This is a genomic window from Acuticoccus kalidii (assembly GCF_021556395.1).
In the GTDB taxonomy this organism is placed as follows: Bacteria; Pseudomonadota; Alphaproteobacteria; order Rhizobiales; family Amorphaceae; genus Acuticoccus; species Acuticoccus kalidii.
This window is the reverse complement of the sequence record NZ_JAKGCS010000006.1, coordinates 136,952-149,664: the sequence shown is the minus strand read 5'-3', so window position 1 is coordinate 149,664 and position 12,713 is coordinate 136,952. Positions and strand designations below refer to the sequence as shown.

General features: G+C 65.6%; 8 protein-coding genes and 1 tRNA gene. 4 read left to right on the top strand and 5 right to left on the bottom strand.

The features are described from left to right. Positions 1–288: 288 nt before the first annotated feature. Positions 289–3,417, bottom strand: coding sequence for a hybrid sensor histidine kinase/response regulator (locus tag L1787_RS02045; RefSeq protein WP_235706815.1), 3,129 nt, complete (start codon positions 3,415–3,417; stop codon positions 289–291). Positions 3,418–3,763: 346 nt separating this feature from the next. Here L1787_RS02045 and L1787_RS02040 point away from each other — a divergent pair, with 346 nt between their 5' ends. Further along, positions 3,764–4,705, top strand: a complete 942-nt coding sequence (locus tag L1787_RS02040) for a 1-phosphofructokinase family hexose kinase (protein ID WP_235706814.1) — start codon at positions 3,764–3,766, stop codon at positions 4,703–4,705. A gap of 89 nt (positions 4,706–4,794) precedes the next feature. On the opposite strand, the gene L1787_RS02035 is transcribed toward L1787_RS02040, so the two are convergent. After that, positions 4,795–4,870: transfer RNA gene (locus tag L1787_RS02035), tRNA-Thr, on the bottom strand. Positions 4,871–5,271: 401 nt separating this feature from the next. Between L1787_RS02035 and L1787_RS02030 the strand changes: the two genes are divergently transcribed. From L1787_RS02030 to L1787_RS02020, 3 genes are all read left to right on the top strand, one after another. Further along, positions 5,272–6,270, top strand: a complete 999-nt coding sequence (locus L1787_RS02030; RefSeq protein WP_235706813.1) for a DctP family TRAP transporter solute-binding subunit — start codon at positions 5,272–5,274, stop codon at positions 6,268–6,270. 232 nt (positions 6,271–6,502) lie between these two features. Further along, complete coding sequence (locus tag L1787_RS02025) at positions 6,503–7,192, top strand: TRAP transporter small permease (RefSeq protein ID WP_235706812.1); 690 nt, start codon at positions 6,503–6,505, stop codon at positions 7,190–7,192. Continuing rightward, positions 7,192–8,793, top strand: coding sequence for a TRAP transporter large permease (locus L1787_RS02020; protein WP_235706811.1), 1,602 nt, complete (start codon positions 7,192–7,194; stop codon positions 8,791–8,793). The genes L1787_RS02025 and L1787_RS02020 overlap by 1 nt, the downstream gene beginning before the upstream one ends. Positions 8,794–8,862: 69 nt before the next feature. Here L1787_RS02020 and L1787_RS02015 read toward each other — a convergent pair whose 3' ends face one another. From L1787_RS02015 to L1787_RS02005, 3 genes are all read right to left on the bottom strand, one after another. Further along, complete coding sequence (locus L1787_RS02015; protein ID WP_235706810.1) at positions 8,863–9,897, bottom strand: PRC-barrel domain-containing protein; 1,035 nt, start codon at positions 9,895–9,897, stop codon at positions 8,863–8,865. A 186-nt stretch (positions 9,898–10,083) separates the two neighbouring features. Further along, a complete protein-coding gene (locus L1787_RS02010) occupies positions 10,084–11,316 on the bottom strand; it encodes a PRC-barrel domain-containing protein (protein ID WP_235706809.1) in 1,233 nt (410 codons plus the stop codon). A gap of 98 nt (positions 11,317–11,414) precedes the next feature. Further along, entirely contained in the window at positions 11,415–12,668 is a 1,254-nt protein-coding gene (locus tag L1787_RS02005) for a PRC-barrel domain-containing protein (RefSeq protein ID WP_235706808.1), read from the bottom strand. Positions 12,669–12,713 lie beyond the last annotated feature (45 nt).

Below are 12,713 nucleotides of genomic sequence, written 5' to 3'. Positions count from 1 at the left end.
TTAAGGAGAAAGATCGACTTGTATCCAATCGGCCGAAGGTTGGCCGAAATTCGTCAGCACGCCTCAAAAACGCACGAAAGCGTGGCAATTTTTACAAAATCGTACAAAAAAGTGGCGCCGCTTGGGCGGGCATCTGCCACATCTGGGCGAGGCGTTTAGCTGATTCCGCCTCGACATCAACGCCCAATGTTTCTGATATCCCGATATATCGGCCGAATGGTGTCTCAATTATGGCATGTTTGAGGCATTCCGTTTGAATGCCCCATCACGTCGCCCGCCGCGACCGCCTCAATCCGGCCGGTCGAAGAGACGGCGCACCGTCTGCGCGAGATCACTGACACGGTACGGTTTCGACAGAAGATCCATGTTCGCATCGAACTCGAATTGCCGGGTCAGCGTGGATTTCGAGTATCCTGAGGTAAACAGGATCGGCAAATTGGGGTTCTGCTCGCGGATCAACTCAGCGAGACGCATCCCGTTCATCGCCCCCGGCATGATGACGTCGGTGAATAGCATGTCGATGTCGCCCCGCTCCCGCAGGATCGTGATCGCTTCCTCGGCGCGCGTCGCCTGGACGATCGTATAGCCGAGACTTTCGAGCATCGTGCTCACGCTGTAGCGCACGCTCGGATCGTCCTCCACGAGAAGGAGCGTCTCCGTGCCGTTGGGCGCGGCGTCGTAAAGGGGCTCGGCGGTCGCGGTCGTGCTCACCGCCTTCGAGCGGGGAAGCCAGAGGCGGACCACGGTGCCTTGGCCGACCTCCGAATATATTTTGATGTGCCCGCCCGACTGCTTCATGAAGCCGTAGACCATGCTGAGCCCGAGCCCTGAGCCCCGCCCCCCTTTGGTCGTAAAGAACGGCTCGAACACGCGGCGCTGCACCTCGGCGTCCATGCCGGCGCCGTTGTCGGACACGCCGATCATCACATATTCGCCCGGCACGACGTCGAAATAGAGTTCGCTGTCGACGCCATCGAGCACGATATTGCGCGTTTCGATGACGATGCGGCCACCGTTCGGCTGCATCGCGTCGCTGGCGTTCAGCGACAGATTGATCAACGCATCCTCGAGCCGGCCGGGATCGATCTCGGCGAGCCACAACCCGCCCTCGCGGTCGAGCTCGAACTCGACATTGGTGTGAACCGCCTTCGCGAGCATCGGGGCGAGTTGATCGAGCGCCTGGTTGATGTCGGTCGGCACCGGATCGAGCTGCTGGCGCCGGGCGAAGGCGAGAAGACGGCGCACGAGATCGCGCCCCCGCTCGGCGGCCGATCGCGACATGCCGGCGAGCGAGACGATTTCCGGCGCGTTCCCGGCACGGCGGTTGATCATGTCGGCGCTGCCGAGAATGATCGTCAGCAGATTGTTGAAGTCGTGCGCGATCCCGCCGGTCATCTTGCCGATGGCTTCGAGCCGCTGCATCCGCATGAACTCCTCGTCGAGGAGGATGCGCTGCGTGATGTCGACATTGATCGTCAGGATCGAATGGTCGTGCTCGTCCGTCGGCGGAATGAGCGACCAGTTGCTGCCGACCTGGATCACCTTTCCCTCGCGCGTGACGTGCTTGAGCCGCCCGGCCCAGTGGCCGAGCGATTGCGTCGCCGCGAGCGCCGTGTCGACGCCGTCCTCCCCGGCGCCGAGCAGGCCCTTCATCGGCTTGCCGATCGCCTCCGCGGCCGTCCAGCCATAGAGCTGCTCGGCGCGCTTGTTCCAATAGGTGACGCTGCCGTCGAGATCACAGACGACGATCGCGTCGTGCGCGCGGTCGAGCATCCAGGCCTGCCATCCGGCGAGCGCCTCGTTGCGCTTGCGCTCCGTCTGATCGCGCAGCACGGCGACCCAGGTCACCGCCTTGCCGCTGCGGCCCTCGATCGGCGTGAGGAAGAGGTCGACGCACATCGCCTCGCCCGCCGCGGTCGGAAGATAGAGCTCGGTCCGCACCGGCTCGCCACGCGCCATCGAGGCGCGGATCTGCGCCACCTTGTCCGGCGAAACGAGGCCGTCCGATGCGTCGAGATAACTCGGCGGAAGGCCGGAGACCGCATCGGCGCGAAAGCCCGTGATCGTCTCGTAAGCCTCGTTGACGTAGATCACCGCGATCTCGTCCCCCTCGGCGGAGGTCTCCACCGTGGTGATGACCACCATGTCGTGCATGTTGGCGACCGCCGCTTCCAACAGACGGAGGCGTTCCTCGCGCAACTGGCCGATGGTGACGTCGCGGAACATCACGGTGACCCCGTCCCGGAAGGGGTACATGGTGATGTCGAACCATCGCCCGTCCGAGGTCCGGGTCGATTCCAGCCGATGCCGCCGGCCGCTCCGCGCCGCGGCATGCATCGCCTCGTAGATCTCTCCGCCGACCGCCTGGGGGAACTCCTCCCACACATTCTTGCCGATCAAGGCGACCGCATCGATGCCGAGAATGTCCCCGGCCACCCTGTTCATGTACGTGCAGCGCCAGTTCCGGTCATAGGTCGCGAGACCGTCATTGATGCTGCCGAGGGTGACGGTGAGGCGCTCCGTCAGCTCGCGCGTGCGCGCCTCGGCGGCCTTCAGCTCGTCGATGTCGACGCCGCCGCCATACCACCCCTCGATCGCCCCGTCGGCGCCCCGCATCGGGATGATGCGCAGCTTGTGCCACCGATAGCGGCCGTCCCGCCGCTTCAAACGGCATTCGCAATCCGATTCGACGCCGCTTTTCTTGCTCGCGTCCCACATCGCGAGCAGCCCTTCGAGATCGGCCGGATGGATGTGGTTCGCCCACGACCATTCCGCGGTCCGGCTGGTGAGGCCGAGAAAGTCGGCGAGACGCTGATTGACGCGCTCGGTCCGCCCCTCGAGATCGGCGATCCAGACCTTGACGGGGACGACATCGGCGAGCGTCCCCGCCGCCATGGGGTTCGCCTCGATGTCGGACGACGCCGCCGGCGACGACAGGGCGCGCACATGGCCGCTGAAGCCGAGCATCTCGCCCGCGCCATCGCGAACCGGCATCGCGGCGAGCTGCACCATGCGCGCCGCATCGATTTGGCTGGAGCCGGCAAGGCGCCGTTCGCATTCGATGGCGATACCGATCTCCATCGCCCGGCCGATGTCCGCCCGCAGCGCGTCGCGCTCCCCCACATCGAAGGCGGCGAGGAAATCATCGAGCTGGAAGCCTTTGTCGGAGGTGCGGCCTAGAATATCGCGCGCGTCGCGGGAGAGTTGAACACTCCCGGTGCGGGCGTCGAGCCAGAAGGCGCCGACCGATCCCGGCGGGCGCGGCCCCTCCACGCGGCCGGGTGACTGCCCCACCCCGTCGCCGGCCACACCCAGACCATCGCCGCCGTCCCGATCGGAGAGCGAACCGATCGCATCGGAAACGCGGCGCAGCGCGTCGATCGCGCTCTCTAGCTCGTCCTGCAATGATTCGCGCATGCGGGCCGGCCTATTCTCCACCATCCCCACCGACATTACGCCACCCGAACAAACGCTCGAATGTCGAGCCACAACCTGGGATCGGCGCTAATATAGCGAAACGCTATAATTTGCCAGGTATATATTGCTCATATTATTAAATTGCCTCGAAGCAGTCGACCGCCGCACAAGATTGCCACAAACCCGCCGGCCGTGTGAAGAAATTTGCATTCTCGCCGCTCCTTCCGATGCCCCCTTCTCCTCGCAGGATCGCGTGGCCTAAGACGGATCGAGATCAGGATACGCGCCGTTCGGAGACTGGCGACCCCGTGGGACCGCCTCACGACGCTCAACGAAAGGACACGCCGTGACGCTCGTTGCGACGATTACAATGAATCCGGCGATCGACATTTCGACGCGAACCCAAAAGGTCGTCCCGACCGCGAAGCTGCGCTGCGAGACGCCGACGGTTCAGGCCGGCGGAGGCGGCATCAACGTCGCCCGCGTGGTGGGACGGGCGGGTGTCGATGTCGTCGCGATCTTCACGGTCGGCGGCAGCAACGGCGCGCGCCTTCAGGACGCCGTCGCGGCCGAAGGGATCGCGACCAAGGCCGTGCCGATCGCGGGCCAGACGCGCGAGAGCCTCACCGTCACCGAGAAGGAGAGCGGCGAGCAATATCGCTTCGTCATGCCCGGACCGTCGATCACCGAGGCCGAGGCGGAGGCGCTCTTCACGATGCTGCGCGAGGTCGAGCCGGCGCCGCGCTGCATCGTCCTGAGCGGCAGTCTCCCGCCCGGAATCGAGCCGCGGAGCTGCACCAATGTGGGCGCGCTGGCGGCCGAGCTCGGCGCGGCGCTCATCGTCGACGGGCCCGGCGACATGCTGTCGGCCTGCCTCGGCGCCTATCTCATCAAGCCGAACCTCGTCGAGCTCGAGAGCTATACCGGCGAGGCCCTGCCCGACGCCGTCACGCAAGCGAAGGCCGCGCGCGCGATGATCGACAAGGGGATCTCGAAGAACGTCCTCGTTTCGCTGGGCGAAGACGGCGCGCTTCTCGTCACGCCGGAACGGGCGCTGCGCTACAGCGCGCCGAAGGTCGATCTCGTCAGCGCGGTCGGCGCGGGGGATTCGATGGTCGCGGGGGTGATCATCGGCCTGTCGCGCGGCGAATCGCTGGAGGACGCCGTCGCGCGCGGCAGCGCCGCCGGGGCCGCCGCGATCCTCACGCCGCACACCGAACTTGCCCGGATCGAGGACATGGAGCGGCTGCTGCCGGAGGTGACGCGGGAGGAGATCGCCACCGCTTGAGCGATGGTGGATTTGGCAGAGGTGCGAGGCTCGGAAATCGGGAAGGCGCGCGAGCCGCTCTCCCGATCGAGGTCTGGGAGAGGAAAGGGTGGTGCCGCTGGACGGACTCGAACCGCCGACCCACGCATTACGAATGCGTTGCTCTACCATCTGAGCTACAGCGGCCCGCTGCGCCGCCCCTCAGATATCGAGGTTGGCGCCGTCTCGCAACCGCCAACTCGCATTGAATGGGCGCAAGTTCGCAGTTTTGATATGCACGGGCAGCGGGCGTGCCGCTCGGCGATGCCGGCGCCGGCCTTCGCAGTGAGGCGATCGGTCGCGTTCGCATGATCATGGACCGATCGATGCGGCCCCTTGGCCCTCGCCGGCGGCGCAACGGACGTTGTCGTCGTTGAAAAGGGATCACTCCTCTTGCGAGGTGACTGCGGATCGTTTCACTCGATTGGAATGAACGCTGTCAACAATTCACGAATTGCTTTCACATGCCTCAATTAACGACAATGGTACTTCCGCGGGCAAATATTCTGTGTAACAGGGGAAGCACAGAAACCTGAGGAGTGCGCCCAATGAAAGCAATTCTCTGCGCCGCCGCCTTGGCGATGGTCGCTTCCACGCCCGCCCTCGCGGCATGTGACGATGGGGAAATCGTCATCAAATTCAGCCACGTCGTCGCCGAGCGCGGCCACCCCAAGGGGGAAATGGCCGCCGCCCTCGCCGAACGCGTGAACGACGAGATGGACGGCAAGGCTTGCATGGAAGTCTTCCCGAACTCTCAGCTCTACGACGACGACAAGGTCATGGAGGCCCTTCTCCTCGGCGACGTCCAGCTCGCCGCGCCGTCGCTGTCGAAATTCGGCGCCTATACGCGCACGCTCGGCCTCTTCGATCTGCCCTTCCTGTTTGCCGATCTCGAGGCGGTGGACCGGTTCACGGAGAGCGAGGAGGGTAAGAGCCTCCTCACCTCGATGCAGGACTATGGCTATATCGGCCTCGGCTACATCAACAACGGCCTGAAGCAGTTCTCCGCCGATAAGCCGCTGCTCCTGCCGTCCGATGCGAAAGGCCTGAAATTCCGCGTGCAGACGTCCGACATCGCCCAGGCGATGATCGAGGCGCTCGGCGCCAACGCCCAGAAGCTCGCCTTCAACGAGGTCTATGGCGCGCTCCAGCAGGGCGTCGTCGACGGGCAGGAAAACACCTACACCAACATCTACACGCAGAAATTCTTCGAGGTGCAGGACGGCATCACGGAGACCAACCACCAGCTCCTGACCTACTTCGCCGTCACGACCGACGAGTTCCTCGACAGCCTCGACGACGAAACCCGCGAGCAGTTCCTCACGATCTTCAAAGAGGTGTCGGACGAGTACAATCAGAAGTCCGCGCAGCTCAACGAGGAAGCCAAGCAGGCCATCATCGACGCCGGCGGCACCGTCCGCACGCTGACGCCCGAGCAGCGCCAAGCCTGGGTCGACGCGATGAAGCCCGTCTGGTCCCAGTTCGAGGACGAGATCGGCAAGGATCTCATCGACGCCGCGGTCGCGGCGAACAATGGCGGCTCCTGAGGCCTGAGCCCGACTTGGCGCACGGAGGCGATCACGCCCTCGTGCGCCGCTATCGACCCGATTTGCGCCACGACGATCGCCCAGCCGTCAATTCGCGGTTAAGCTAGCCGGCTCACCGAGCTCGCTCGCCGCCGCGTGATGGTGCGTTCGGGGACCGGCGCTCGATCGAATGCACGGGCTTCCGAGGCTTCGCGGCCGAGGGGGAATCCCGCACGAATTCGCAAGGTTGGCCATGTACGACCTCCTCGTCGCCTATCCGCTCCCGATCCTCATCGCCTTCGTCGTGTTCTACTTCATCCTCGACCGGCTCGCCCCGGAGACGATGGCGGCGTTCGAAGAGATCTTCATCGCCATCATCCTCGCCTTGATGACGCTCGTCGCGTTCGTCCAGGTGGTGCTGCGCTACGGCTTCAATTCGGGCATCACCGGGGCGCTGGAGCTCAACCGCATCCTGTTCGCCTGGCTGATCCTGTTCGGCATGAGCTACGCCGTGCGCATCGGCGCCCATCTCGGTATCGACACGCTGATCCGCGCGTTGCCGCGCCCCCTCTTCCGCTTCTTCGCAATGTTCGGGGCCTTCGCGGCGATGCTCTACGGCATCATCCTCATTTCGGGGAACTGGCTCGAATATCTCGGCGCGACCACGCGCGGCGGCGGGGCCGTCGATTATTGGTGGCGCTTTTTCCGCGTCGGCACCGGCCTCGATGATCTCATTTATCCGGGCTTCATGCAGGAATGGGCGGGCCAGGTGCGCGTTCACCGCTGGGTCGCCTATCTCATCCTGCCGGTCGGCCTCGGCCTCTTCACGATGCGGGCCTTCCAGGCGCTCATCGATATCGCGCGCGGTCAACGCGACCTGATCATTGCGAGCCACGAGGCGGAAGACCTCGTCGCCGAAAACAAAGACGTGTTGAGGGACTGATGGAACCGGCAATCCTCTTCGCCCTCGTCTTCTTCTTTCTTCTCGTCGGCGTCCCGGTCGCGGTCTCGCTCGGCCTGTCCTCTCTGCTCCTGATCGCCTTCTTCTCGACGGACACGATCTCCTCCGTCGCCCTGCAGCTCTTCACCGCAAGCCAGAATTACACGCTGCTCGCGATCCCCTACTTCATCCTCGCCTCCGCCTTCATGTCGACGGGCGGGGTCGCGCAGCGCATCATCCGCTTCGCGATCGCCGCGGTCGGCTCGTTCCGCGGCGGCCTCGCGATGGCATCGGTGCTCGCCTGTATGCTGTTCGCGGCGCTCTCCGGCTCCTCGCCGGCGACGGTGGTGGCGATCGGCACCATCGCGATCGCCGGGATGCGGCAGGTCGGCTACACCAAGGAATTCGCCTCCGGCATCATCGCGAACGCCGGCACGCTCGGCATCCTGATCCCGCCGTCGATCGTGATGGTCGTCTACGCCGCGGCGACCGACGTCTCGGTCGGCCGCATGTTCCTCGCGGGCGTCATTCCGGGCCTCGTCGCCGGGTTGATGCTGATGGGCGCAATCTTCGTGATGGCCCGCATCAAGGGGCTGCCCAAGGGCGAATGGGGTGGCTGGGGCGAACTCGTGCGCGCCGGCAAAGACGCGGCCTGGGGGCTCTTCCTCATCGTCATCATCCTGGGCGGCATCTATGGCGGCGTCTTCACGCCGACCGAGGCGGCCGCCGTCGCCGCCGTCTACTCCTTCGTCATCGCCCTCTTCATCTATCGCGATATGGGGCCGATGAAGGGCAGGCGGTTCCTGCCGGAGAATGTCAGCGGCCTCGCGCGTGCCGGCTTCTTCGCCTGGGTCTACGGCCTCGCCCTCTTCGTGATCGTTCTCATCATCGGCTATTTCGCGATCGGCGAAGGCGCGTTCGACCGGCGCCTCGTTCTCGGCGCCGTCGCGGCGTTGATCGGCGCGCTTCTCTACATCTCGGCACGGCAGGGCAGCGCCAACGTGCCGGCGGCGCTGTCGATCGGGTTCGTCCACCTCGTGCGCAATGTCGGGGTCGCGCTCTTCCATGCGCCGGGGACCATCGTCCATGGCGACACCCGCAAGGTGATGATCGACGCCGCGCGCACGACGATCATGCTGATGTTCATCATCGTCAACGCGCTGCTGTTCGCCCACGTCCTCACCTCGGAGCGGATCCCGCAGGCGATCACCGAATGGATGATCTCGGCGGGCTTCAACTGGTTCACCTTCCTGATCGCGGTGAACATCCTCCTCCTGATCGGCGGCCAGTTCATGGAGCCGTCGGGCCTTCTGTTGATCGTCGCGCCGGTCGTCTTCCCGATCGCGGTCGAGCTCGGGGTGGACCCGATCCATCTCGGCATCATCATGGTCGTCAACATGGAGATCGGGATGATCACCCCGCCGATCGGGCTCAACCTCTTCGTGACGTCCGGCATCACGGGGATGAGTCTCGTCCAGGTGGTGAAGGCCGCCGCGCCCTTTGTCGGCGTGCTCTTCATCTTCCTCATCATCGTGACCTATTTCCCGCCGCTCTCCACCTTCCTGCCGACGACGTTGATGGGGCCGGAAATCGTCACCCGCTGACGCGCGGCGCGCCATGAAAAAGGCCGGGCGCTGGGCCCGGCCTCTTCCGCATTCCGATGGCGCCCGCGCCTAGCGGACGACCATCCGCTCCGGCAGCTCCTCGTAAGCCGCCGCGTCGTAAGGCTCCATGCCCTCGACATCCTGGCGCGTCATCGTGCTGTCGAGGACGATGGCGCCGTTGGCGATGGCGAAATCTTCGTACGGAAAGGCGATTTTCTTCTCGCCGATCCCGAAAAAGCCGCCGACCGCGAGGACGACCATCGGCATATCGTCGGCCGGGTCGAGGACGACATCCGTCACGGTGCCGATCTCCTCGCCGTCCGCGTTGAGGACCGTCGCGTCCATCCAGTCGTCGATACGGATCGTGTAACCCGAACGGGTCTCGTTCGCCGGGGACGCCTCGGTGTTGGTCTCGGCGGTGACCGTCTCGGCGCTTTCGTCGACCTCGACCTCCGGCGCGGCCTGTTCGACCGAAACCGTCGGCTCGTTCGCGGCGACGGTGACCTCGGGTTCAGGCTGCTCGACCGTCACGTCGGGCTCGGGCTGCGTCACCGTCACGTCGGGCGTGGGCTGCTCGACGGACACCTTCGGCTCCGGCTGGGTAACCGCGACCTCCGGCTCCGGCTGCGAGACCGAAACGCGCGGCGTCTTGTCGTCGATCGCGACCTGCGGGGCGGCCTGCTTCACCGTCACCTTCGCAGCCGACTGCGACACGGTGATTTCCGGCGCGGGCTGCGTCACGGTGATCGTGCCTTGGGTGGCATTGCCGGCGGCCGCCGAAGCCGTCCGCTGCCGCTCGTTCTCGATGAAGCTCTGCAACTCGGCGAGGGTGAGTTTCCCGTTCACATCGAGATCGGCCCGATTGAAGGCCGCGTCGAAGGCGTTCTCCTGATCGCCCGTCAGCTCCGTGTTCTCGAAGCACGAGCGGACCTCCGCCGGGCTCAGTGCGCCATCGCCGTCGGTATCGAGGCGATCGAACCCCGCCTGATCGAGGTCGGCGAGAGAGCAGCTCTCGGGTTCTTGCGCATTCGGCGATTGTGCAAACGCCGGTGCGGCGACGAGGACGGCGGCAAACGCGGTGCCGAGCATCCAATTGGGGGTCATAGAAGGCTCCTCGGGGACGTCTTGTAGGGGCGACGACAGCGACGCCGGCGGTTCTCTCCAACCAATCCGAGCGACGCCGCGATCGTTCCGCCTTGTATGAAAGAGGCGGTTTACGGTTCGGCAACGAAACGAAAAACGCGCGGATATCGAGGATATCCGCGCGCTCATATTCAACCGTGATCGGTCTTACTGGGACGCCGTTTCGACCATTTCGGCGGGAAGCTCGACATAGTTCTCCTCCCGATATTCCGGGCGGTCCTCCAACGCGCTGTCGGCCTCGCCGCTCATGAGGATGGCTTCGTCACCCTCGATGCGGATCTCGTCATAGGGGAAGACGAGATGCTTCTGATTGAGGCCGAGAATGCCGCCGACGCCGACGACATAGACCGGCTCGTTGAGCGTCGGGTCGAGAAGGACATTCTCCACCTTGCCGACCCGGTCACCCTCGGTGTTGACGAGCGTCATGCCGACGATCTGGTCGCGCGGCACTTTGACCGGCTCCGGCGTCGCAGCGGTTTCCGCGGTGGCTTCGGTCTGCGGCTCGGTGCTGGTGTCGGCCTCGACCTCAGCGCTGGTGTCGGCCTCAGCCTCGGTGGTGGTGCCGGCCTGCGCCTCGGCGGCATCCTCCGGCGTCGAGGCCTGGGCGACATCCTGTTCCGTCGTGGACGACTGCGCCGGTTGGGCCGCAGCCGCGTCCTCTTGCGGCTCGGCGGGCTCGGTGCGCGTCTCGACGGTCGGCTCCGGCGCTTCCGTCTGCGTCACCGTCGGCGTGCCGGTCTCCTCGACGGCAACGTCGGGATCGGCCTTCTGGACCGCGACCTTGGGGTCTTCCTGCTGGACCTCGACATTGAAGGTCGGCTGCTGGACGTCGACGGTCGGCTCGGGCGTCGTCACCGCGACACGCGGCTCGACCGGCTCGACGGTGACGCGCGGCTGCGCCTGATCGACGTCGATGGTCGGATCCGGCAGCTCGACGGAGACGCGCGGATCCGGCTGCTCGACGGCGACCGTCGGAGCGTCCTGCTCGACGCTCACCTCAGGATCACGCAGCTCGACGCGAACATCGGGCTTGCGCGGACGAACGGTGACCTCCGGCTCGTGCTGCGTGACGGTGACGACCGGATCATACTGACGGACCGTGATGCGCGGCGCGGGCTGCGTCACGGTGACGGTCGCCGCCGGCTCGAACACGCGGACCGTCGCCGCAGGCTGGCGGACCGTCACATGGGTGCGGTCCACTTCGCCGGCGGCATCCCCATCGGTCGCCGGGGCCGCAGGCGCGTTCTGGGCGGCCTGGTTCGGCGTCGCGGCGCCCTCGGTCTGGACGGCCTGCGGCTGCTCGGCCTGTTGCGGGTTTTGCGCCTGCGCCAGAGCGGGTGTCGTGGCGATCAGCGCGACGAATGCTGTGCGGATGAGCATGGGTCGGGCTCCTCAAATTTTTTCGTGTGCGGGTTGATCTGTGGCGTGTGTCTCACCGGGTCGGTGCGACGCGCCTGGACCGGCGCGCCGCGGCGGAATCACTCCACTACGCGATCGTCGGGAACCTCGACGTAGAGCTCCTCTTCGTAGTCCTCGCGATCTTCGATCGTGTCCTTCGTGAGCGGCGTGTCGATCACCACCTCGTCGTCGACGATGGAAACGTCCTCATAGGGGAAGACGATCTCGCTCTGTCCGATGCCGAGAAAGCCACCGGCAGCCACCACGACATAGAGATCGCTCGTCCCCTGCCGCATCACGACCTGATTGATCCGGCCGAGCTCGTCGCCATTGGCGTTGTAGGCGTCGGCGCCGTCGAGCTCGTCGAAGGGAACGCCGGCGGTCGCGGCGCCCGCGTCGGTCGGCTCGGCGGATTCGGCGGCGGCGGTCTGGGCCGGCGCGGCTTCATCGGCGGCGGCCGTGTCGGCCTCGGCGGTCGCAGCCTGGTCGGCCTGCGCCATCGCGTCCGTGTTGGCCTCGGTCGCCTCGGTGGCCGCATTCTCGGCGACGTCACCACCGGCGTCCGCCTCGGTCACCTTCTGGATGATGATCTCGGGCTCGGCCTGATTGACGACGACCTTCGGCTCCTCGGTCTCGACCTCGACGGTCGGCTCGGCCTTCTCGATGTTGACCACCGGATCGGGCTGCTCCACCGACACGCGCGGCTCGGTCTGCTCGACCCGCACCTCGGGATCGGCCTGGTGAACCTCGACCTGCGGCGGCGGCGCGTCGACCGAGATCTGCGGCTCCGGCTGATTGATGGCCACCTGCGGCTCATCCTGCTCGACCGTCACCTCGGGCTCGGGCTGCTGCACGCTCACCTCGGGCTGCGGCTGGGAGACTTCGACCTCCGGCGCCTTCTGGTCCACGGCGATGCGCGGGGCAGCCTCCTCGACCGTCACCTCCGGCGCGGTCTCCGACACCTGAACCTCGGCGGCCTGCTGCGTGACCTCGACGCGACCCTCAGGCTGACCACCCATGTTCGCGTCCGCAGTCTGCGGCGCCTCGAGTTCGGCGATCAAAAGAATTTTGTCCGCGTTCGCGTCTAGATTGTCGAACTCGGCGAGATAGGTCGCGCGATCCGCTTCGGCGACATTGTTGTCGGCGAGGCAGGCCTCGAATTCGGCCAGCGTGATTTCGCCGTCCCCGTTCGCATCGATCTGGCCAATGCGCTCAGCCAGCGAGCCGTCGGCATTTGCACCCGAAAGGGCGCAGACCGGCTGGTCTTGAGCAATCGCCGGCGACGCGACCAAGAGGACGGCAAGGGCTGTTCCGCTTAACCAGTTGCGGGCCATTTCTTGCTCCTTCCGTTTAGAAATTCGTTTCTGAATAGGTTTGCT